This is a genomic window from Streptomyces sp. NPDC058812, assembly GCF_042744565.1.
Taxonomy (GTDB): Bacteria; Actinomycetota; Actinomycetes; order Streptomycetales; family Streptomycetaceae; genus Streptomyces; species Streptomyces thinghirensis.
The window spans coordinates 39,011-60,132 of sequence record NZ_JBHYOB010000012.1 but is presented as its reverse complement, the minus strand read 5'-3'; the positions used below and the strand labels follow the sequence as shown (position 1 = coordinate 60,132).

Annotated in this window: 18 protein-coding genes; 5 read left to right on the top strand and 13 right to left on the bottom strand. The window is 72.0% G+C overall.

Going from position 1 to position 21,122, the window contains the following annotated elements:
- Positions 1–33: 33 nt before the first annotated feature.
- The 3 genes from ACFW48_RS24275 to ACFW48_RS24265 all read right to left on the bottom strand — a co-directional run bounded on the left by ACFW48_RS24275 (position 34) and on the right by ACFW48_RS24265 (position 4,359).
- A complete protein-coding gene (locus ACFW48_RS24275) occupies positions 34–231 on the bottom strand; it encodes an acyl-CoA carboxylase subunit epsilon (protein ID WP_386317823.1) in 198 nt (65 codons plus the stop codon).
- 17 nt (positions 232–248) lie between these two features.
- Positions 249–1,832, bottom strand: coding sequence for an acyl-CoA carboxylase subunit beta (locus ACFW48_RS24270; protein ID WP_386317822.1), 1,584 nt, complete (start codon positions 1,830–1,832; stop codon positions 249–251).
- A gap of 154 nt (positions 1,833–1,986) precedes the next feature.
- Complete coding sequence (locus tag ACFW48_RS24265) at positions 1,987–4,359, bottom strand: polysaccharide lyase 8 family protein (protein ID WP_386317820.1); 2,373 nt, start codon at positions 4,357–4,359, stop codon at positions 1,987–1,989.
- A gap of 139 nt (positions 4,360–4,498) precedes the next feature.
- Here ACFW48_RS24265 and hpnR point away from each other — a divergent pair, with 139 nt between their 5' ends.
- The gene (hpnR, locus tag ACFW48_RS24260) at positions 4,499–5,992 is read left to right on the top strand and encodes a hopanoid C-3 methylase HpnR (RefSeq protein WP_386317818.1); all 1,494 of its coding nucleotides are present in this window, start codon (positions 4,499–4,501) and stop codon (positions 5,990–5,992) included.
- A gap of 92 nt (positions 5,993–6,084) precedes the next feature.
- Entirely contained in the window at positions 6,085–6,642 is a 558-nt protein-coding gene (locus ACFW48_RS24255; RefSeq protein ID WP_386317816.1) for a YceI family protein, read from the top strand.
- Here ACFW48_RS24255 and ACFW48_RS24250 read toward each other — a convergent pair.
- Together ACFW48_RS24250 and ACFW48_RS24245 are read right to left on the bottom strand one after the other, a co-directional pair.
- Positions 6,629–7,207, bottom strand: coding sequence for a cysteine hydrolase family protein (locus ACFW48_RS24250; RefSeq protein ID WP_386317814.1), 579 nt, complete (start codon positions 7,205–7,207; stop codon positions 6,629–6,631). The two genes, ACFW48_RS24255 and ACFW48_RS24250, sit on opposite strands and share 14 nt — an antisense overlap.
- A gap of 4 nt (positions 7,208–7,211) precedes the next feature.
- Positions 7,212–7,841, bottom strand: coding sequence for a TetR/AcrR family transcriptional regulator (locus ACFW48_RS24245; RefSeq protein WP_386317812.1), 630 nt, complete (start codon positions 7,839–7,841; stop codon positions 7,212–7,214).
- An 84-nt stretch (positions 7,842–7,925) separates the two neighbouring features.
- On the opposite strand from ACFW48_RS24245, the gene ACFW48_RS24240 reads away from it, so the two are divergent.
- A complete protein-coding gene (locus ACFW48_RS24240; RefSeq protein WP_386318019.1) occupies positions 7,926–8,867 on the top strand; it encodes a DMT family transporter in 942 nt (313 codons plus the stop codon).
- Positions 8,868–9,056: 189 nt separating this feature from the next.
- Positions 9,057–10,235: a Cmx/CmrA family chloramphenicol efflux MFS transporter gene (locus ACFW48_RS24235; RefSeq protein WP_386317811.1), complete on the top strand. Its 1,179-nt coding sequence runs from the start codon at positions 9,057–9,059 to the stop codon at positions 10,233–10,235.
- Positions 10,236–10,277: 42 nt separating this feature from the next.
- On the opposite strand, the gene ACFW48_RS24230 is transcribed toward ACFW48_RS24235, so the two are convergent.
- From ACFW48_RS24230 to ureA, 7 genes are all read right to left on the bottom strand, one after another.
- On the bottom strand, positions 10,278–11,624 hold the full coding sequence (locus tag ACFW48_RS24230) for a hypothetical protein (RefSeq protein WP_386317809.1): 1,347 nt from the start codon (positions 11,622–11,624) through the stop codon (positions 10,278–10,280).
- A gap of 71 nt (positions 11,625–11,695) precedes the next feature.
- Positions 11,696–13,300 (bottom strand): citramalate synthase, encoded by a 1,605-nt coding sequence (gene cimA, locus ACFW48_RS24225; protein ID WP_386317807.1) that lies wholly within the window; start codon positions 13,298–13,300, stop codon positions 11,696–11,698.
- A gap of 355 nt (positions 13,301–13,655) precedes the next feature.
- Positions 13,656–14,267: a TetR/AcrR family transcriptional regulator gene (locus ACFW48_RS24220; protein WP_386317805.1), complete on the bottom strand. Its 612-nt coding sequence runs from the start codon at positions 14,265–14,267 to the stop codon at positions 13,656–13,658.
- Positions 14,264–14,656, bottom strand: a complete 393-nt coding sequence (locus ACFW48_RS24215) for a hypothetical protein (protein WP_386317803.1) — start codon at positions 14,654–14,656, stop codon at positions 14,264–14,266. Before ACFW48_RS24215 ends, ACFW48_RS24220 begins: the two co-directional genes overlap by 4 nt.
- Before the next feature lie 37 nt (positions 14,657–14,693).
- Positions 14,694–15,731 carry an agmatine/peptidylarginine deiminase gene (locus tag ACFW48_RS24210; RefSeq protein WP_386317801.1) on the bottom strand — a complete coding sequence of 346 codons (1,038 nt, stop codon included), beginning with the start codon at positions 15,729–15,731 and terminating at the stop codon, positions 14,694–14,696.
- Between the two features lie 11 nt (positions 15,732–15,742).
- Positions 15,743–17,458: an urease subunit alpha gene (locus tag ACFW48_RS24205; protein WP_386317799.1), complete on the bottom strand. Its 1,716-nt coding sequence runs from the start codon at positions 17,456–17,458 to the stop codon at positions 15,743–15,745.
- On the bottom strand, positions 17,455–18,234 hold the full coding sequence (ureA, locus tag ACFW48_RS24200; protein WP_386317797.1) for an urease subunit gamma: 780 nt from the start codon (positions 18,232–18,234) through the stop codon (positions 17,455–17,457). The genes ACFW48_RS24205 and ureA overlap by 4 nt, the downstream gene beginning before the upstream one ends.
- 147 nt (positions 18,235–18,381) lie before the next feature.
- Here ureA and ACFW48_RS24195 point away from each other — a divergent pair, with 147 nt between their 5' ends.
- Positions 18,382–19,836, top strand: coding sequence for a cytosine permease (locus ACFW48_RS24195; RefSeq protein WP_386317795.1), 1,455 nt, complete (start codon positions 18,382–18,384; stop codon positions 19,834–19,836).
- Between the two features lie 53 nt (positions 19,837–19,889).
- On the opposite strand, the gene ACFW48_RS24190 is transcribed toward ACFW48_RS24195, so the two are convergent.
- Positions 19,890–20,996 (bottom strand): branched-chain amino acid aminotransferase, encoded by a 1,107-nt coding sequence (locus tag ACFW48_RS24190; protein ID WP_386317793.1) that lies wholly within the window; start codon positions 20,994–20,996, stop codon positions 19,890–19,892.
- Positions 20,997–21,122: the final 126 nt, after the last annotated feature.

Sequence of the window (21,122 nt, the reverse complement as noted above, 5' to 3'; positions counted from 1 at the left end):
TCCTGGTGGAGGGGGCCTCTTCGTGGGCTCAGGTCAGCGCCAGCTGTGCGGTGCTCGGAAGCCCGGCTCGCGTTCCAGGCGGCGCCAGCCCGCGCGGACGGGGCCGCCGCCGTGGGTCGGGGCGATCTCGGCGGGGTGGGCGGCGGCGCGGGCCATGAGGAGGGCCGTGATGGCGGCGACTTCCTCGGGCTCGGCGTGGCCCTTCTCGACGCGGATGTCGGCAGTGGACATGGACGTGGCTCCTCGGGTCACTGCGGCGGGTTGCCGTGCTTGCGGGAGGGCAGGTCGGCGTGCTTGGTCTGGAGCATCGCGAGGGAGCGGATGAGGACTTCGCGGGTCTCCGCCGGGTCGATGACGTCGTCGACCAGACCGCGCTCGGCCGCGTAGTAGGGGTGCATCAGCTCGGCCTTGTACTCCTTGACCATGCGGGCCCGCATGGCCTCGGGGTCCTCGGCGTCGGCGATCTGACGGCGGAAGATGACGTTGGCCGCGCCCTCGGCGCCCATCACGGCGATCTCGTTGGTCGGCCAGGCGTAGGTGAGGTCGGCGCCGATGGACTGGCTGTCCATGACGATGTAAGCACCTCCGTACGCCTTGCGCAGGATGAGCGAGATGCGCGGGACGGTCGCGTTGCAGTAGGCGTAGAGCAGCTTGGCGCCGTGGCGGATGATTCCGCCGTGTTCCTGGTCGACGCCCGGCAGGAAGCCGGGTACGTCCAGGAGGGTGATGATCGGGATGTTGAAGGCGTCGCACATCTGCACGAAGCGGGCGGCCTTCTCGCTGGCCTCGATGTCCAGGACGCCGGCGAGGGCCTGGGGCTGGTTGGCGACGATGCCGACGACCTGGCCGTCCAGGCGGGCCAGGGCGCAGATGATGTTGCGCGCCCAGCGCTCGTGGACCTCCAGGCACTCGCCGTCGTCGACGAGCTCCTCGATCACCTTGGCCATGTCGTACGGACGGTTGCCGTCCGCCGGGACCAGGTCGAGGAGGGTGTCGCCGCGGCGGTCCGCGGGGTCGCCGGACTCGGTGCGCGGCGGGTTCTCCCGGTTGTTCTGCGGGAGCAGCGAGAGGAGGTAGCGGACCTCGGCGAGACACGTCTCCTCGTCGTCGTAGGCGAAGTGGCAGACACCGGACGTCTCGGCGTGCACGTCGGCGCCGCCGAGGCCGTTCTGGGTGATCTCCTCGCCGGTGACGGCCTTGACGACGTCCGGGCCGGTGATGAACATCTGCGAGGTGTCGCGGACCATGAAGACGAAGTCCGTGAGGGCGGGGCTGTAGGCGGCGCCGCCCGCGCACGGGCCGAGCATCACGCTGATCTGCGGGATGACCCCGGACGCCTTGGTGTTGCGCTGGAAGATGCCGCCGTACCCGGCGAGGGCGCTGACGCCCTCCTGGATGCGGGCGCCGGCGCCGTCGTTCAGGGAGACCAGCGGGGCACCGGCCGCGATGGCCATGTCCATGATCTTGTGGATCTTCGTCGCGTGGGCCTCACCCAGCGCGCCGCCGAAGATCCGGAAGTCGTGCGCGTAGACGAAGACCGTGCGGCCCTCCACCGTGCCCCAACCGGTGATGACACCGTCGGTGTACGGCTTCTTGGCCTCCAGGCCGAAGCCGGTGGCCCGGTGCCGGCGCAGTTGCTCGACCTCGCGGAAGGAATTCGGGTCCAGAAGCAGCTCGATGCGCTCCCGTGCCGTCAGCTTGCCCTTGGCGTGCTGCGCCGCCGTCGCCTTCTCGCTCGGCCCGGCCAGTGCCTGCGCACGGATCTCGTGCAGTTCGGCCACTCGCCCGCGCGCGTCCGTCGGCTCACCCGGCGCCTCATCCAAAACGGTCATGTAGCGACTCTACGAAGCCGACCAAGGATTGCGAGCCGTCGACTCCGTACAGTCTCCAACGCGTTTTCCTGGTAGCACTGAACAGAACCCTCACCACATGCAGCCATTTCGACTGCTCAGGGGGCCTGATGCTTGTAGGAGTCGCACAAAGCCGTCAGCTGAGAGTCACCTCACATTCATGGGTGGTACATACCACCCCTGGAGTGACGCGGAGGTGCAGTCGGCGGCCTGTCGCGACGATCTCGACCGTCTCGTCGGCCCGTACCGTCGCCCGCACCGGGTGGTCCCAGATGATCTCCAGGGGCTCTCCCGTGCGCGGTGGTTCGCTCACGCAGAGGGTAGCGGTACGGCCCCTGCGGCGGATCAGCACACTCGCCCCCGCCGTCGCGGTGAGCGGGCCCGCCGTGCCGGACTGCCAGAAGTTCGCGGCCGTGAGGCCGAGCGGGGGGACGGCGACCGCCTGGCAGCGGTCGTCGTTGGCGAGGACCGTGAGGCGGCGGCGGTCGGCGGCGCGGCGTGCGACGTCCCGGCGGGAAGCGCCCGGCATGAGGACGTAGACGTAGTCCGCGTCGGCCGGGTCCGTGCCGTGGTCCAGCCAGAGGGTCTGCCAGCGGCGGGTGCGGCGCTCGGTCGTGCTGGTGGTGTTGATGTCGGACCAGGCGCCGGTGCGGTCCTCGCGCAGGGTCCGCAGCTCGCCCTCGGGCACGATCCAGCCGCCGTGGCCCTCCAGGTGGGCCCAGTCCCGGCCGCGGACGAGGGCCTGGGCGCCGCCCTCCCCGAGGTTGCGGTTGTCGACGACCGTCTCGACCGGGACGCCGTCCGCGCAGGTGATGCCGGCGCCCAGGCAGACCACCTCGTCGTCGAGGAAGAACCAGGACTTGCGGGCTTCGAGGGTCGAGCCGAGCCCCTTGAGGTGCTGTCCGACGGCCGCGTACTCGCCGTCGGTCGTGCCGCCGACCCAGCGGGCGTCCGGTTTGGGTGCGCCCCATTCGCCGCCCGCCCGGTCGGGCAGGCGCTTGGTGGAGACGGTGGTGCCGGGCAGCCGGTACCAGTCGACGGTGGGCCAGAACCAGTCCGTGTACTGGTCGGAGGCGGCGCCGTTCGCCCACCAGCCGAGCATGCCCGCGCCGGTGTGCCAGCCGCGCGGGTTCTCGCCGTTGCCGCACTCGTAGTGGGCGATGCGGTCACTGGCCATGGCGAGGCCCGCGGTGAAGGCGGGCCGGCGGTGGACGGCGCGGTCCATGGCCGCGAAGAGGCGGTGCCCGGTGGGCTCGGGCGCGGCCTCGACAGGGGCCTCCGCGATCTCGTGCAGCCGGGCCAGGTCGGCGACCGGGAACTGGGGCGCCGTCAGGACGGGGGTGACGGTGTCCCGTTCGATCCAGCCCTTGATCCGCGCGTACCAGCGCGCGCGCTCGGCGTCGCTCGCGCCACCCGCGAGGACCGCCATGGCGGCGATGAGCCGCTGTCCGTGAAAGTGGTCGCTGCGCATGACGTGCAGGTCGTCGCTCTTGAGGTAGCCCCGGCTGATGGCACGGCCGTTGACGCCGTCCATCACCAGTCCGTCGTGGATGAGGGGCGCGTAGGCGTGTTCGACGCTGTCGAGGATGATCTGCCTGCCGGGGTCCGTCACCTCCCACTCCGAACCGGCGAGCAGGGTGAACAGCCGGCCGAGTCCGTCCAGCACGACCTGGCCGTACGTCCCCGAGTAGGCGACCGACGTGTGCTGGACGAACGAGCCGTCGGCGTAGAGGCCGTCGCCCTTGGTGACGTACGGGAAGACCGGCGAGAGCGCGTCGCGGGCGAGGGCGATCTTGGCGGGGGCCCGGCCCAGGACGCCGCGCAGGGCGACGGAGCGGCACAGGTCGACGCGGTTGGCGCCGGTGGAGGTGCCGGTGTAGTCGCCGAGCATCGCGTCGGGGACGAAGTGGTCGACGGCGGCGCAGGCGGCGGTGACGCGGTCGGTGCCGAGGTGGTCGTACAGGGCGGCCGTGATGTCCATCAGGAGGCGGGGGCTGCCGATCTGCCATTCCCACCAGTTGCCGTAGCGGGTGGTGCCCGGGTTGTAGACGGTGGCCGAGAGGTGGTCGAGGCCGCGCAGGATATCGGCGAGGAGGGCCTCGTCCCCGGTGGAGCCGGTGCCCTGCTGGACGTACGCCTCGGTCATGGTCCACAGGCGGCCGTAGGCGAAGGTGATGCCGGCGGGCGGGTCGAAGGGGTGGCCGGGCCACAGGGAGGTGGGGCTGGGGGCCATGGTGGCGCGGTGGGCGCGGGCGCGTTCGCCGGTTCCGGCGAGGCGGGAGGCGTACGGTTCGGCGGCCGGGTCGTAGCCGTCGCCGAGGGCGATGCCGAGCCAGCGCCGGCGGAGGGTGTCGTAGGGGTCGGCGGCGGCCGCGGCGGGGGCGCCGAGGGCGCGGGTGCCGAGGGCCGGGGTGAGCACGGCGGCCAGGGCGGTCGCGAACAGGACGGTGCGGCGGGTGGGTTCGGCGCCGGTTCGGCGTGCGTACGGCCACTTGGGGGTCATGCCCATGACCCTTCCCCGTTCCGGGGTCCGCCAGGCGGCGGTACGCGTGCTGCGGGGCGGGGTCCGCCGGGTTACCAAGGGGAGGCCTGCCCGCCGTTCCGGTTCGCCTCCGTTCCGGTGCGCTCCGACCCGCGACGAGGTGACCATGCGCCTGCTGCTCGTCCATCCCAGCGCCCTGCTGTACTCCGAGATCTTCCTGCGCCTGGAGCCCCTGGGGCTCGAACGGGTGGCGGGCGCGGCCCGCGAGGCGGGGCACGAGGTCCGGGTCGTGGACCTCCAGGTGCTGGACCTGGCGACTCTGCGGGACGAGGTGCGGTCCTTCCGGCCGGAGGCCCTCGGCGTCTCGCTGAACTACCTGGCGAACATCCCGGAGGCGATCGACCTGGCGGCGAAGGTGAAGCGGGAGGTCCCCGGCTGCTTCGTCTTCTTCGGCGGGCACAGCGTCTCCTTCGTCGCCGAGGACGTGCTGGAACAGGCGGCCGGGGCGGTGGACGCGGTGGTCCGGGGCGAGGGCGAACCGGTGATCGCGCCGCTGCTGGAGGCGGTGCGCGACGGCGGTGTGGAGGACGTTCCCGGGATCATCACCACCGCCGGGCGGGGGCCCGCGCCGCTGATGATGCACGGCATCGACTCTCCGCTGCCGGCCCGCGACCTGATGCGCAACCGGCGCCGCTACTTCATCGGCGAGCTGGACCCGTGCGCCTCCATCGAGTTCACCCGCGGCTGTCCCTGGGACTGCTCCTTCTGCTCCGCCTGGACGTTCTACGGCCGCAGCTACCGCAAGGCCTCCCCCGAGGCCGCGGCCGAGGACCTGGCGAGGATCCGCGAGCCCAACGTCTTCATCGTGGACGACGTGGCCTTCATCCGGCCCGAGCACGGCAACGCCATCGCCGCCGAGGTGGAACGGCGCGGCATCCGCAAGCAGTACTACCTGGAGACGCGCAGCGACGTGCTGCTGCGCCACCCCGAGGTCTTCGAGCGGTGGGCGAGGCTCGGCCTGCGCTACATGTTCCTGGGCATGGAGGCCATCGACGCCGAGGGCCTGGACCTGTTCCGCAAGCGGATCAGCCCGGACGAGAACTTCCGGGCGCTGGAGACGGCCCGGCGCCTGGGCATCCAGGTCGCCATCAACCTCATCGTGGACCCGGCCTGGGACGAGGAGCGCTTCCGGGTGGTGCGGGAGTTCGCGCTGTCGGTGCCGGAGATCGTGCACTTCACGGTGATGACGCCGTACCCGGGGACGGAGATCTGGCACACCGAGTCACGCCGCCTCACCACCCGCGACTACCGCCTCTTCGACATCCAGCACGCCGTGGTGCCGACCACGCTGCCGCTGGACCGGTTCTACGAGGAGCTGGTGCGCACCCAGGCCGTGATCAACCGCAAGCACCTGGGCCTGCGGACGGCGTTCGGCGCGGCCCGGATCCTCGGCCGGAACCTGCTGCACGGGCAGACGAACTTCGCCCGCATGCTGTGGAAGTTCAACCAGGTCTACAACCCGCGCCGGCAGTTCGCGGACCACAGCATGCCGGTGCGGTACGAACTTCCGCTGCCCAAGCCCGTCGACGTCGGCGACCGGCGGCAGCTGTACGTCCACACGCGGCCGGCGCCGCAGGCATCGCCGCCACCCCGCGCGTAACCGTTGAAGGTTGAACGGAATAGGTCTACAGTCGGGACCGTTGAACTGGTTGAACATTCAACATCACGACTCGACCCTTCCCGGAGGACGCCATGACCACCACCCCCGACCTCACCACCCTGACCGGCGAGTACACGATCGACCCCGCGCACACCACGATCGGCTTCACGGCACGCCACGCCATGGTCACCAACGTCAAGGGCAAGTTCCTCGACTTCAGCGGCGCCCTGCACCTGGACGGCGCCGACCCGAGCCGCTCCACCGCGTCCCTCGACATCACGATGGACAGCGTGGACACCGGGTCCGCCGATCGCGACGGCCACCTCAAGGGCTCGGACTTCTTCAAGACGGACGAGTTCCCGAAGATGACCTTCCGCTCCACCGGGGCGGAGGCCCTGGGCGGCGACGACTACCGCGTCACCGGCGACCTCACGATCCTCGGCACCACCAAACCGCTCACCATCGACCTGGAGTTCAACGGCGCCGCCAAGGACCCGTTCGGAAACGAGCGCGTCGGCTTCGAGGGCAAGGCGGAGATCAAGCGCTCGGAGTGGGGCCTCACCTGGAACGCGGCCCTGGAGACCGGCGGCTTCCTGGTCTCCGACAAGATCAAGCTGAACTTCGACATCTCGGCGATCAAGCAGGCGTGACGCCCGGCACCCCCTCGGGGGCGGTGAAGTCCACGCCGACGGCGGCCCGGACCCGGATACGGCGGCCGGGCCAGCCGATCGTCCGGTAGACCGTGTTGTACTGCGCGATCGAACGGTCCGCGGGCACCAGACCCTCGGCGTCCGCCGCGCTCCGCCGTGACGTGGTGTGCCCGTCGGCCTCGACGACCAGGTCGTACCCCCGGCTCAGCGCCTGCCGTGCCGTGGTGTCCACGCAGACCTCCGTGGCGAACCCGGTCACGATCACCTCGGTGACGCCCAGCGCCTTGAGGGTCTCGTCGAGGTCGGTGGCCAGGAAGCCGTCCGGGGTCGTCTTGTCGACGACCGGCTCCCCCTCCCGCGGCGCCAGCTCGGGCACGACCCGCCATCCTTCGGTGCCGGGCACGACCTCCTCGCCCCGGTGCCGGACCGTCACCACCGGCACACCGGCCGCCCGGGCCCGCTCACTCAGCCCCGCGATCACGGCGACCGTCTCGGCGGCCCGGTGCGCCATGGCGACCATGGCGTTCTGCATGTCGATGACGAGGAGCGCGGCGGTGGACGGCATGGGCTCACCGTAGCGGTGTGTCCCGCCCGGCCGCCGCTCCGTTCTCCAGCAGGTCCCGCACCTGGTCGAGGGCCTGGCCGAAGGGGTCGGGGAAGACGCCCAGCCCGTGCGTGACCAGCGCGCCCTCGTGCAGCAGCATCAGTGAGCGCGCCAGCCGGTCCGCGCCGGCCGCGCCGGTCTCCCGGGCGAGGCGGGTGAACAGGTCGAGCATCCACCGCTTCTGCCCGGTGATGACCGGGTACGCCGGGTGGGCCGGGTCGCTGATCTCCGCGTGGGCGTTGATCATGCTGCATCCCTTGGCGCCGTACTCCGCCGCCCACGCGCGCGAGGCCTCGAAGACGGCCAGGACCCGGGCGGTCGGCGCCTGCCCCGAGGCCGCCTCCAGACGGCCGGCCAGAAGCTCCCGCCAGCGCTCGTCGCGCCCGGCCAGGTACTCCACGACGATCTGCTCCTTCGAGCCGAACCGGTCGTACAGCGTCTTCTTGGTCACCCCGGCCTCGGCGGCGATGAGGTCCACGCCCACGGCATGGATGCCGTGCTCGTAGAACAGCCGCTCGGCGGCTGCCAGAACGCGTCGCGCACCGGGCGTCATGCGGACGCGGTGCGGCTTCTCCTGGTTCTCCAAAGGCTCCATATTTCACGAGTATACCGACCTGTATAGTGGGCACCCGGAACGCAAGTAAACCGATCTGTCTACTGGATTCCGGAAGTGGTCGACGTGAAATCCCTGCTCTCGGTCGCCTTCGTACTGTGCTGGAGCTCCGGCTTCATCGGCGCCAAGCTCGGCGCCGGGACGGCGGACGCGACCACGCTCCTGATGTGGCGCTTCCTGCCGCTCGCCGTGGCCCTCGTCGCCGCCGCGGCCGTCTCCCGCGCGGCGTGGCGGGGCCTGACGCTCCGCGACGCCGGCCGGCAGATCGCCATCGGCGCGCTGTCGCAGAGCGGGTATCTGCTCAGCGTCTACTACGCCATCCAGCTCGGTGTCTCCAGCGGCACCACCGCCCTGATCGACGGCGTCCAGCCGCTCGTCGCCGGTGCGCTCGCCGGCCCCCTGCTGCGGCAGTACGTCTCGCGCCGGCAGTGGCTCGGACTGTGGCTGGGGCTGGCCGGCGTCGCCACGGTCACGGTCGCCGACGCCGCGGCGGCGGGAGCGGACGTGGCCTGGTGGGCGTACCTCGTGCCCTTCCTCGGCATGCTGTCCCTGGTGGCGGCGACCTTCCTGGAGGGCCGCTCACGCGCGCCGGTCCAGCCCCGGGTGGCGCTGACGATCCACTGCGTGACCAGCGCCGTCCTCTTCTCGGGCATGGCGGTCGGCGTCGGGGCCGCTGCCCCGCCCGCCGACTCCTCGTTCTGGGTGGCGACCGCCTGGCTCGTGGTGCTGCCCACCTTCGGCGGCTACGGGCTGTACTGGCTGATCCTGCGACGGTCCGGAATCACCGAGGTCAACACCCTCATGTTCCTCATGGCCCCGGTCACGGCCGTGTGGGGCGCCCTCATGTTCGGTGAACCCTTCGGCGTGCAGACCGCGCTCGGCCTGGCCGTCGGCCTCGCGGCGGTCGTCGTCGTCCGGCGTGGGGGCGGGGGCGGGGGCGGGTCGCGGACCCGGTCCACGCGGTCCGCCGCCGACTATTCGGTCGTGCCCTGCGCCGAGAGGCGCTAATCTGCCCGACGTGAACAGCCCCGAAGCGTCCAGACTCCGGCCACCGGTCCTCCGGTGGCTGTTCGTGATGCCGGGCTGAGGGACGCGCCGCGCGTGTACCCGTAGTCGCCGCTGTCTCCACCGCCGCCCACCGGACGACCGTCCGCCGTGTCGTGTTCGACGTCGACTTCCGGGTGCGGGGTTCTCTTCATGCCGTTCGCTCTTCTTCTGCTGGGCCTTGCCGTGTTCGCCCAGGGAACATCCGAGTTCATGCTGTCCGGGCTGGTGCCGGACATCGCCAGGGATCTACAGGTCACCGTGCCGGCGGCGGGGGCGCTGACCTCCGCCTTCGCGGTGGGCATGGTCATCGGGGCGCCGCTGATGGCGGCGCTCGGCCGGCGCTGGTCACGACGGGGCGCCCTGCTGGGCTTCCTGATCGTCTTCCTCGCCGTCCATGTCGTCGGTGCCGTCACCGACAGTTTCGGAGTGCTGCTGGCCACGCGGGTGGTCGGGGCGCTGGCCAACGCCGGGTTCCTGGCCGTCGCCCTGGTGGCCGCCACGGGCATGGTCGGGCCGGAGGCCAAGGGGCGGGCCACGTCCACACTGCTCGCCGGGGTCACGCTGGCCTGCGTGGTCGGAGTGCCCGCCGGGGCGCTGCTCGGGCAGTTGTGGGGCTGGCGGTCGGCGTTCTGGGCGGTGGCGCTGCTGTCGGTGCCCGCCGTGGTGGCGGTCGCCCGGTCGGTTCCGGGCGGGGCCGCCGATGTCGCTCGTCCCCCGCTGCGGGGCGAGGTGCGGGCACTGCGCAGCCCGCACCTCCTGGTCACGCTGCTGCTGGGCGCCCTGGTGAACGGGGCGACCTTCTGTACGTTCACGTATCTCGCGCCGCTGGCCACCGAGGTCGGCGGGCTCGACGACGCGTGGGTGCCCGGCGTGCTGGCACTGTTCGGGGCGGGGGCGTTCGCCGGGGTGAGTGCGGGCGGGCGGTTCGCCGACCGTCGTCCGGTGCTGGTGGTGACGGCGGGCAGTGCCGTGCTGTGCGCCGGGTGGTGCGTGCTCGCGCTCGGCGCCGGTAACCCGGTACCGGCCCTCGGGCTCGTGTTCCTGCTGGGCGCCCTGTCCTTCGGGGTCGGCTCCACGCTCATCTCGCAGGTGCTGTACGCGGCACCGGGTGCGCCCACGCTGGCCGGGGGCTTCGCGACGGCCGCGTTCAATGTGGGGGCGGCGTTGGGTCCGTGGGCCGGGGGTGCGGCGATCAGTGCGGGGTTCGGGTACCGGTCGCCGGTGTGGGTCAGCGCGGGGCTGGTCGCCTCCGCCCTTGCTCTCGCCGTCGCGGCGTCGGCTGCGCGGACGTCCCGGTCCTCCCGGTCCTCCCGGTCGACGCCGGTCTGACTCCGGGCCGGTGCGGCGGCGGGGCACGTCGGGGCCGCCCCGTCAGAAGCCTCCGCCGAAGTCGCCTCCGCCGCCGAAACCGCCGCCTCCGCCGAAGTCGCCGAAACCGCCCCCGAAGTCGCCGGTGTCGAAGTCCGCGCCGGAGACGTCGCCGCCCTCGTAGCCGCCGAAGTCGCCGTAGCCGGAACCGTAACCGGCTCCGTAGGCGGGGCCCGCCATCATGCTGCCCAGCATGGTGCCGACCAGCAGGCCGGGCAGGATGCCGCCGCCGAAGTAGCCGCCCGCCCAGGGGCCGTAGGCCGGGCCCGCGTCCCAGTAGGGGCGGCGGCCGTACTCGGTGTCCACCTCGCGGATCATCGGGTCCCGGCCGTCGGAGAGACGGGTCTGGTCGGCGGCGCAGACCGGGACCTGGCGGGTGGTGCCGCCCTGCGGGGTCCAGGTGACGTCGGCGACCGACGGGCCGTGGCGCGGGTCGAAGAAGCAGGGCGGGCGGCGTTCGGGCAGCTGCCTGCCCTCACGGCGGGCGGCGAGCTGCGCGAGGGAGAAGCGGCCGTCCTCCAGGGCCTGGGTGACGGCGCGGACGTCCTCGGGTTTCCGGGCGTCCGCCATGTACGTCTTGGCCTGCTCGTAGGCGTCGAGGGCGCGTTCGTAGTCCGTACGCATCGCGTCGTCGGCGCGCGGTTCGGCCGGGTGGAAGTCCAGGCGGTCCAGTTCCTCGCCGAACGCGGTGATGTCCTCGTCGACCACCACCCGCAGCCGTTCCAGTGCCGCCCGCTGCTCCTCCTCGCGGCGGTGCCGGTTGCGCCGGGAGAGCGCGTAGACGCTCGCGCCGCCGACGGCCACGACCGCGCCGGCGGTGATCAGCGCGCCGGTCGGCACCGAGGCGTCGCCGGAGTCCCAGGACGAGGGTGCGGAGCCGCGCACGCTGCGCAGCGCGTCGTCCACGAAGTCGTTCAGCTGGGCCTTGGCGTCGCCCGCGCCCTGCGCGGCCGTGACCAGGTTGTCCACGCCCTGGCGGCTCAGCACCCTGCTGTCGGCGCGTGCGTCGAACTCGTCGCCGAGCCGGACGCCGTACAGGCCGGTGATGCCGGTCTCGGTGCGGAGGTTCTGGAAGAGGTTCTCGGTCGGGTAACCGGCGGGGAGGACCGCCACGAAGACCGGTTCGTTCGCGTCCTCGATCTTGTCGGCGAGCGCCTCGGCGTCCGCCGACCACAGCAGGTCGGAGGCGGCCGGGTCCACGTACACGGGACTCTCGCGCAGGGCCGCGCCGATCTCGGAGACGTCGGTGGCCGCCTGCGCGCCGGGCGCACCGGCCATCAGCACCGCCAGCGCGGCGATGACCGGCGCGACCAGGAGGCGTATGAGGACTCGAACACGTGCGTCCTTCATACGTTCGAAAGTACCCGAATCGACCTCAATAAGACATCAGTACGGGTGAGGAACCCGGCCGGGACACCGGATCACCCGGCGGGCGCGACCCCCGCCCGCAGCAGCCCGTACGTGTACGCGTCCTCCAGAGCCTGCCAGGAGGCGGCGATGACGTTCTCCGCGACACCCACCGTGGACCACTCCCCCGCCCCGTCGCTCGTGGAGATGAGGACCCTGGTCGTGGACTGGGTGCCGTGCACGCCCTCAAGGATGCGGACCTTGTAGTCGACCAGATCGAGCTTGGCCAACTCCGGGTAGATCTTCTCCAGGGCGACCCGCAGGGCGCGGTCCAGGGCGTTGACCGGGCCGTTGCCCTCGGCCGTGGCGACGATGCGCTCGCCCTTGGCCCAGAGCTTGACCGTGGCCTCGTTGGCGTGGGTGCCGTCGGGGCGGTCCTCGGCGATCGAGCGCCAGGACTCGACGTCGAAGTACGTGAGGGGGCTGCCCTCGGCCTCCGCGCGCAGCAGGAGTTCGAAGCTCGCGTCCGCGGCCTCGTAGGTGTAGCCCGACAGCTCGCGTTCCTTCACTCGCTCGACCACCCGGCCGACCAGCTCGCGGTCGCCGCCGAGGTCGATGCCGAGTTCCTTGCCCTTGAGTTCGATGGAGGCGCGGCCGGCCATGTCGGAGACCAGCATCCGCATGGTGTTGCCGACCAGCTCGGGGTCGATGTGCTGGTACAGGTCGGGATCGACCTTGATCGCGGAGGCGTGCAGCCCGGCCTTGTGCGCGAAGGCGGAGACGCCGACGTAGGGCTGGTGGGTGGAGGGGGTGAGGTTGACGACCTCGGCGATGGCGTGGGAGATGCGGGTCATCTCACGCAGCCGGCCCTCGGGCAGGACCCGCTTGCCGTACTTCAGCTCCAGCGCGGCCACGACCGGGAACAGGTTGGCGTTCCCGACGCGCTCGCCGTAGCCGTTCGCCGTGCACTGGACGTGGGTCGCGCCCGCGTCGACCGCGGCGAGGGTGTTGGCGACGGCGCAGCCGGTGTCGTCCTGGGCGTGGATGCCGAGCCGGGCACCGGTGTCGGCCAGCACCGTGCCGACCACGGCCTGGATCTGCGCCGGGAGCATGCCGCCGTTGGTGTCGCACAGGATGACCACGTCGGCGCCCGCTTCCGAGGCGGCGCGGACGACAGCCTTCGCGTACTCGGGGTTGGCGCGGTAGCCGTCGAAGAAGTGCTCGCAGTCGACGAAGACCCGGCGGCCCCGCGCGACGAGGTGGGAGACAGTGTCCCGCACCATCGCGAGGTTCTCGTCGAGCGTGGTGCGCAGGGCGAGTTCGACGTGCCGGTCGTGGGACTTGGCGACCAGGGTGATCACTTGGGCGCCGGACTCCAGGAGCGCCTTGACCTGGTGGTCCTCTGCGGCGGTCGCGCCCGGGCGGCGGGTGGAGCCGAAGGCGACCAGCCGGGCGTGCTTGAAGTCGATCTCCTGCTGCGCACGGGCGAAGAACTCGGTGTCCCGCGGGTTCGCGCCGGGCCAGCCGCCCTCGATGAAGCCCACACCGAAGTCGTCCAGGTGCCGTGCGATGGCCAGCTTGTCCGCGACCGTGAGGTTGATGCCCTCGCGCTGCGCGCCGTCGCGCAGGGTGGTGTCGAAGACGTGGAACGAATCGTCGAGTTCGCTGGTTGCGGTCATGATCTGAAGACTCCTGTATGGGATCTCGGTCTACCGGAATGACCGGTTCCACCGTCCGTCAATGATCCCGCACGCTCTCTTCCCGGCTGGGGGTGGGCCAGGAAAACGAAAAACCTCTCGCGGGTGCGAGAGGTCTGCGCGCGGGTCGAGGACGACGGTGTCCACCCGTACCTGGTCGTACGCGGTGGTCACTGCGGACCGGCGCGCCTGCTGCCAATAATCATGGCGAACGAGAGCACGGGAGCAGTCTGGCACAGACCGCCCCCGTGCTCACTTACCGTCTCAGGATGCGAACGCGGTGCTGGGCGATCCACCGCGGGGCCACGCGTCCCGGGCGCACCACCCGGGCGCACGATCAGGCGCCCCCGGCCAGGCTCTCGTCCAGGAACTCCCGCACATGGCCGAGAACCCTCTCCCGGTCCGTCCCGCGCAGCCCGATCGCCACGTGGATGGCGAAGCCGTCGAGGAGGGCGCGCAGCCGCGAGGCGAAGCGGTCGGGGTCGACGGGACGGAACTCGCCTCGCGAGACGCCTTCGGCGAGCAGTGCGACCAGGTCGCGGTGCCAGGCGCCCTCGATGGCGGCCTGCCGGTCGCGGGCCTCGTCGGCGGCGTTCTGCGAGCGGTTCCAGACCTCCAGCCACAGCGTCCAGTGCGGGTCGCGGTGCCCGTCGGGGACGTACAGGTCGACGTAGCAGTCGAGGCGTTCGCGGGCTGTTCCGGGACGGGTGAGCAGGCGGCCGCGTTCGGCTCCGAGCCGGCCCTCGCTCCACTCCAGGGTGCGCAGCAGCAGTTCGTCCTTGGAGTGGAAGTAGTAGAGGAGGTGGCCGCTGCTCATGCCGACCTCGCGGCCGAGTGCCGCCATGGTGAGTTTCTCCAGGCCGCGTTCGGCGATCATCTCCATGGCGGCGGCGAGGACGTCCTCGCGCGGCGGGGCGGTGTTGCGGCGGCGGGCGCCGGGGGTGCTCATGCGGAGGCCCCCCGGACCGCGTCCGGCAGGAAGCGGATCTCCCACGGCCCGTAGCACTCGCTGTGCCAGGTGGCCACCGCTGCTCCGCACCCCCCGCACACCTGGTTGGGTCCTTCCGTGCCGAGCGCTCCGCGGCCTCCCGCCTCCCGGACGTCCGGGTTGCCCGGCAGGTCCGCCCCTTCCCACTCCGGGGCCGGGTGCGGCACGTACGGCGCCCCGCTCGGCTCGGGGGCCACCGCGTAGCTGCCGGGCGGCAGGGCCGGCGGGGCGGGCCGCGAGCCGTCCGGGTGCTTGGGTCCGTCGTGCTCCGGGTGCGGTGGCACCTCGGGCAGAAGACGCGGCGGCTCGGTCAGTCGGTGTCCGCAGGCCGTGCGGAGCAGTACATCCACCCGTACGTTCTACCCGATCACCGCCGTCGCCCCGCCGTCAGCCCGTCTTCGGCTGCTGCTGCGTGATGCAGTGGATGCCGCCGCCGCCCGCGAAGATCGTGCGCGCGTCCACCAGGGTCACCGTGCGCCGCGGGTGGAGCCGGCGGAAGACGCCGGCCGCGATCTCGTCGCGCGGGTCGTCGAAGCCGCAGAGCACGACGCCGCCGTTGCAGAGGTAGTGGTTGATGTAGGAGTAGTCCGCCCAGTGGCCGTCGGTCTCCAGGACGGTCGGGGCGGGTACCTCGACGACCTCCAGACGGCGCCCCCGGGCGTCGGTGGCCGAGCGCAGGATGCCGATGGCCTCCTTGGTCACCTCGTGGTCGGGGTGGGCCGGGTCGGGCTGGTGGTGGGCGACGACGACGCCGGGGGCGGCGAAGGCGGCGACGATGTCGACGTGGCCGAGGGTGCCGAAGCCGTGCGGGGGGTAGTCGCCGGTGAGGCCGCGCGGGAGCCAGATCGCCTTGCGGGTGCCGAGGTGGGCGTGGATCTCCGCCTCGACCCGCTCCTTCGTCCAGCCGGGGTTGCGCTCGGGCCCGAGTTGCACGGTCTCGGTGAGCAGGACGGTGCCCTCGCCGTCGACGTGGATGCCGCCGCCCTCGTTGACCAGCGGGGAGGTGTACGTGCGGGCGCCGGCGAGGTCGGCGACGTACGCGCCGATCTTCGCGTCGTGCTCCCAGCGGGCCCACTCCTGGGCGCCCCAGCCGTTGAAGGTCCAGTCGACGGCGGCCAGTTCGGTGCCGTCGGTGAGGAAGGTGGGGCCGATGTCGCGCATCCAGGCGTCGTCCAGGTCGCGTTCGACCGTGTCGACGCCGTCGCCCAGCAGGGCGCGTGCCTCCGCCGACTGTCCCGGACCGCACACCACCGTGACCGGCTCGAAGCGGCGGACGGCACGGGCCACCGACGCCCAGGCGATACGCGCGGCGGCCAGGTCCTCGGGGTCCTCGAAGGTGTGGTTGGGGCCCGGCCACGCCATCCAGGTGCGCTCGTGCGGGGCCCATTCGGGGGGCATGCGGAAGCCGTCGGCGGCAGCGGTCATGGTGGGTACCTTCACAGGAAGTAGAGGCGGTTGAGGGAGACGGACTCGGCCGGTTCGGAGCGCAGCGGGTCGCCGTCCAGGGTGACCAGGCCGGTGCGCTGGTCGACGTCGACCGCGCCGGTACGGGAGTTCAGGCGCAGGTCGGCCGGGCCGATGCCGCGCGTGCCGCGCACCGCGACCCTGCGGCGGCGGGTCGGCATCGTGTCGCCGCCCTGGTCGAGGGCGGCCTGGGCGACGAAGGCCACCGATATGTCGGCGGGCGTGGCGCCGTGCGCGCCGAACTGCGGGCCCAGCACCAGGGGTTCGCAGGTGTCGGTGGCCGCGTTGGGGTCGCCGACCACGCCGTACGCCGGGAAGCCCGACTTGAGGACGAGCTGCGGCTTGGCACCGAAGTACTCCGGGCGCCACAGGACGATGTCGGCGAGCTTGCCGACCTCGATCGAGCCGACCTCGTGGGCGAGGCCGTGGGCGATGGCGGGGTTGATGGTCAGCTTCGCCATGTAGCGCAGGACGCGTTCGTTGTCGTGGTCGTCGTCCGGGGCGCCGAACTCGGCCTTCATCTTCCCGGCCATGGCGAAGGTGCGGCGGACGGTCTCGCCGGCCCGGCCCATGCCCTGCGCGTCGGAGGAGGTGATGCCGATCGCGCCCAGGTCGTGCAGCACGTCCTCGGCGCCCATGGTCCCGGCGCGGATGCGGTCGCGGGCCATGGCGGCGTCGCCCGGCAGGTCGGTCTTCAGGTCGTGGACGGAGACGATCATGCCGTAGTGCTCGGCGACCGCGTCCCGGCCGAAGGGCAGGGTGGGGTTGGTGGAGGAGCCGATGACGTTGGGGACACCGGCCATCTTCAGCACGTTGGGGACGTGTCCGCCGCCGCAGCCCTCGATGTGGAAGGCGTGGATGGTGCGGCCCTCCAGGACGCGGAGGGTGTCCTCCACGGAGAGGCATTCGTTCAGGCCGTCGCTGTGCAGGGCGACCTGGACGTCGTGCTCCTCGGCGACGCGCAAGGCGGTGTCGAGGGCGCGGGTGTGGGCGCCCATGTCCTCGTGCACCTTGAAGCCGGACGCGCCGCCCTCGGCCAGCGCCTCGATCAGGGGCGCCTGGTCGGACGACGATCCCCGGCCCAGGAACCCGATGTTGACCGGCCAGGCGTCGAACGCGCCGAACGCGTGCTTCAGCGCCCAGGGCGAGTTGACGCCGACGCCCCACACGGGGCCGAACTCCTGCCCGATGATCGTCGTCACGCCGGACGCGAGCGACGCCTCCATGATGCGCGGGGAGAGCAGGTGGACGTGGGTGTCGACGGCGCCGGCGGTGGCGATGAGGCCCTCGCCGGAGACGATGGACGTGCCCGTGCCGACCACGACGTCGACCCCGTCGAGGGTGTCGGGGTTCCCGGCCCGGCCGATCCCGCAGATCCGGCCCTCGCGGATGCCGATGGAGACCTTCCTGATCCCCTGAGCGGCGTCGATCACGACGACATTGCTGATGACGACGTCGCAGGTCTCCCGGACGGCGGCGGCCTTGAGGTGCAGTCCGTCGCGGGCGGTCTTGCCGAAACCGGCGAGGAACTCGTCGCCGTAGCGCTGGGCGTCGGACTCGACGCGGATCACCAGCCCCGAGTCGCCGAGGCGAACGCGGTCGCCGGCGCGGGGGCCGTGGGTGGCGGCGTAGGCGTGCGGGTCGATGTGGATCGACTCGCTGATCTCGCGCCCCTTCGAGCGGCTCATCGCTCGCCTCCTTCCGAGGCTCCCTGTGCTTCCGAGGCTCCCTGTGCTTCCGACGCTTCCGATGCTTGGGAGGCTTGGGATGCTTCGGATGCTTCTTGTGCGACGCCCAGATATCCGCAGGCCGCCGCCCGCCGCAGGGCCTCTGCCTTCGCCCCCGGCACGTCCAGCGGCCCGTCGACCAGACCGGCGAACCCGATCGCGACGCGCCGACCGCCGATGGGCACCAGGCCGACCTCGGCGCTCTCCCCGGGCCCGAAGCGCACCGAGGAGCCCGCCGGGACGGCGAGCCGCATGCCGTAGGCCCGCTCGCGGTCGAAGTCCAGCCGCGGGTTGGCCTCGAAGAAGTGGAAGTGCGAGGTCACGGAGACCGGCACGGTCGCGGTGTTGGTGACCGGGACGCGCACCGCGGCCTCGGGTTCGGCGTGTCCGGGGCCCGGCAGCAGGGCTCCCGGCCCCGCCGGTCCGAGCGCCCCGCCCCCGATGGGGCCGGAGACCACCGCGAGCCGGGAGCCGTCGTCGAAGACGGCCTCCACATGCACCTCGGTGACCACGTCCGCGACACCGGGCAGCACGTCGTCCGGGCCGAGTACGGACCGGGCGCGCTCGATCGCCTCCGCGAGGCGGGCACCGTCGCGGGCGGCCTCGCACACGGTGTCCGCGATCAGCGCGGTCGCCTCCGGCACGTTCAGCCTGAGCCCGCGCGCGCGTCGGGCGCGGGCCAGCTCGGCCGCCCCGAAGAGCAGCAGCCGGTCGCGTTCCGTGGGAGTCAGTCTCACGACGCGGTACCTCCTTGCCGACATGACATTAGAGCACCACTCTAAACCTGCGATTCATGTGACGGAAGGATTGACGGACCGACAGGGCAGACGTCACATTGAACGTCGCTCTAAACCTCATCAGGCGGCCGTCGAAGGAGACCAGCCATGCCGATAGAACAGCGCGGAGTCGACACCATCCCCGAGGGGGAACGCACCAGCGGGCCCCGGGACCTGGTCTCGATCCTGCTGGGGTCCAACCTCTGCCTGGGAGTGATCGTCTTCGGCTGGCTGCCGCCGTCCTTCGGCCTCGACTGGTGGGCGTCGGTCAGCTCGGTGGTGGCGGGTACGGTCGTCGGTACCGTCTTCACGGCTCCACTGGCCCTGGTCTCCCTGCGCACCGGCACCAACCTGTCCACGTCGTCCGGCGCCCAGTTCGGCGTGCGCGGACGGCTGGTCGGCTCGGTGGTCGGCCTGCTCCTCGCCCTCGGCTACACCGCGCTGACCGTGTGGATCGGCGGCGACGTGATGATGGGCGTCCTCGGCCGGCTCCTGGACCTGCCGCAGGGCGGGGCCGCGTACGCCGTGGTCTACGGGCTGCTCGCCGCGGCGACCGTCGCGGGCGCGGTCTACGGCTACCGGGTGCTGCTCGCCATGTCCCGGGTGCTGGCCTTCGGCATGACCGCCCTGCTGGTCCTGGGCGTGATCGCCTACGCCCCCGACTTCACGACCGCCGCGCTGCCGGAGGCGGGCGGGTATCTGCTGGGCGGGTTCTGGCCGACGTGGCTGCTCGCGGCCGTGGCCGCCGGACTGTCCGGGCCGGTCGCCTTCATCACACTGCTCGGCGACTACACCCGATACATCTCTCCGGCCCGCTTCTCCTCCCGCCGGGTACTGCACGCGACCTGGCTGGGGCTGATGCTGGGCCTGCTGGTGCCGCAGCTCTTCGGCACCTTCACGTCCTACGCCGCCCGCGCCGCCCTGGACTACGCCGGGCCGCTGGTCGACGCCGCACCCACCTGGTACCTGGTCCCGCTGCTGCTCGCCGCCTCCGCGGGCTCGGTCGGCAACGCGGGGCTGATGCTGTACTCCATGGGCCTGGACCTGGACGCCATCCTGCCGCGCGCCTCCCGGGCCCGGGCCACCTGCGCCGTCGCCGTCGTCGCCACGGCCTGTGTCTTCGTCGGGCACTACGCCTGGGACGCGCAGTCGGCGATGACGTCGTTCGTGCTGCTGCTGACGGCGATCGGCACGCCGTGGGCGGTCATCACGATGATCGGCTTCGCCCGCTGCGGCGGGGTGTACGACGCCGACGCGCTCCAGGTCTTCAACCGCCGGGCCCGCGGCGGCGCGTACTGGTACCGGGCCGGCTGGAACGTCCCGGCCACGGCGGCCTGGGCGGTGGGCGCGGCCGCCGGTCTGCTGGCGGTGTCCCTGCCGTCGTACGAGGGCCCGCTCCTGGCGTTCACCGGCGGCGTGGACTGCAGCTTCCTGCTGTCGGGGCTGGTGGGCGGGGTGGTGTACGTGCTGTCGACTCCGGGTGCCGTCGCGGCGACGGCACCCGGAGAGGGACTGGTCGAGCCCGCTTCGTGTCCGACCGAGTCAGGTGGTGGGCGGGCCTAGGGCGGGGGCCGGGGGCTGAGCCCCCGGCAACGCACGCCCCAGCGCCGGGCGCCTCACACCAGCCGGTGCATCCACCCGTGCTTGTCCTCGGCGGTACCGCGCTGGATGTCCAGCAGAGCGCTCCGCAGACGCTGCGTCACCTCGCCGGGCTCGCCCCCGCTCTGCTGCCACTGGGCTCCGGCCCGCTTCACCGTGCCGACCGGGGTGATCACGGCCGCGGTACCGCAGGCGAAGACCTCGGTGAGGGTGCCGTTCTCCGAGTCGCGCTGCCACTGCTCGACCGAGACGCGGCCCTCCTCGGCCTCGTAGCCGAGGTCGCGGGCGACGGTGAGGAGGGAGTCGCGGGTGACGCCCTCCAGGATGGAGCCGGTGAGGGTCGGGGTGACGATCACAGGCTTTGCATTGGACCCAGCGCCGTAGACGAAGTACAGGTTCATGCCGCCGAGTTCCTCGACCCACTGGTGCTCGACCGCGTCGAGGTAGCAGACCTGGTCGCAGCCCTTCGCCGCCGCCTCCGCCTGCGCGAGCAGCGACGCGGCGTAGTTGCCGCCGGTCTTGGCGTCGCCCATGCCGCCGGGGACGGCGCGGACCCGGTCCTCGGAGACCCAGATGGAGACCGGCTTGACCCCGCCGGGGAAGTAGGCGCCGGCCGGGGAGGCGATGACGATGAAGAGGTACTCGTTGGCCGGCTTCACACCCAGACCGACCTCGGTCGCGATCATGAACGGGCGCAGGTAGAGGGACTCCTCGCCGCCGTGCGCCGGGACCCAGTTCTGGTCCTGCCGCACCAGCGCGTCGCACGCCTCGATGAACGTCTCCACCGGCAGCTCCGGCATACCGAGCCGGCGCGAGGAGGCCTGGAAGCGCTGCGCGTTCTTCTCCGGACGGAAGGTGGCGACGGATCCGTCGGGGCGGCGGTAGGCCTTCAGTCCCTCGAAGATCTCCTGCGCGTAGTGCAGGACCATGGTGGCCGGGTCGAGGGAGAGCGGGGCGTACGGAACGAGCTGACCGTCGTGCCAGCCTCGGCCCTCGGTCCACTTGACCGTCACCATGTGATCGGTGAAGTGGCGGCCGAACCCGGGGTTGGCCAGGATCGCCTGACGCTCCGTGTCGGAGAGCGGGTTGGCGGAGGGCTTGAGCTCGATCATGGGCGTCGTCATGGGTTGATGTCCTTCACCGGTTGTCGTGACGGGCCGCGGTCACGCCCGTACGGCCGGTGGCCGGTGCTAGGACGTCCGAGCATTCCCTCATGTCGCGGCTTCGCGTTCGATTATCGCGCGCGGGTG

Bases quoted from the DNA above. Each gene is read 5' to 3' on its own strand.
- ACFW48_RS24190 (WP_386317793.1), bottom strand. From the start codon at position 20,996: ATGACGACGCCCATGATCGAGCTCAAGCCCTCCGCCAACCCGCTCTCC.
- ACFW48_RS24275 (WP_386317823.1), bottom strand. From the start codon at position 231: ATGTCCACTGCCGACATCCGCGTCGAGAAGGGCCACGCCGAGCCCGAG.
- ACFW48_RS24235 (WP_386317811.1), top strand. From the start codon at position 9,057: ATGCCGTTCGCTCTTCTTCTGCTGGGCCTTGCCGTGTTCGCCCAGGGA.
- ACFW48_RS24230 (WP_386317809.1), bottom strand. From the start codon at position 11,624: ATGAAGGACGCACGTGTTCGAGTCCTCATACGCCTCCTGGTCGCGCCG.
- cimA (WP_386317807.1), bottom strand. From the start codon at position 13,300: ATGACCGCAACCAGCGAACTCGACGATTCGTTCCACGTCTTCGACACC.
- ACFW48_RS24270 (WP_386317822.1), bottom strand. From the start codon at position 1,832: ATGACCGTTTTGGATGAGGCGCCGGGTGAGCCGACGGACGCGCGCGGG.
- ACFW48_RS24220 (WP_386317805.1), bottom strand. From the start codon at position 14,267: ATGAGCACCCCCGGCGCCCGCCGCCGCAACACCGCCCCGCCGCGCGAG.
- ACFW48_RS24205 (WP_386317799.1), bottom strand. From the start codon at position 17,458: ATGAGCCGCTCGAAGGGGCGCGAGATCAGCGAGTCGATCCACATCGAC.
- ACFW48_RS24245 (WP_386317812.1), bottom strand. From the start codon at position 7,841: ATGGAGCCTTTGGAGAACCAGGAGAAGCCGCACCGCGTCCGCATGACG.
- ACFW48_RS24255 (WP_386317816.1), top strand. From the start codon at position 6,085: ATGACCACCACCCCCGACCTCACCACCCTGACCGGCGAGTACACGATC.
- hpnR (WP_386317818.1), top strand. From the start codon at position 4,499: ATGCGCCTGCTGCTCGTCCATCCCAGCGCCCTGCTGTACTCCGAGATC.
- ACFW48_RS24250 (WP_386317814.1), bottom strand. From the start codon at position 7,207: ATGCCGTCCACCGCCGCGCTCCTCGTCATCGACATGCAGAACGCCATG.
- ACFW48_RS24265 (WP_386317820.1), bottom strand. From the start codon at position 4,359: ATGGGCATGACCCCCAAGTGGCCGTACGCACGCCGAACCGGCGCCGAA.
- ACFW48_RS24195 (WP_386317795.1), top strand. From the start codon at position 18,382: ATGCCGATAGAACAGCGCGGAGTCGACACCATCCCCGAGGGGGAACGC.
- ACFW48_RS24210 (WP_386317801.1), bottom strand. From the start codon at position 15,731: ATGACCGCTGCCGCCGACGGCTTCCGCATGCCCCCCGAATGGGCCCCG.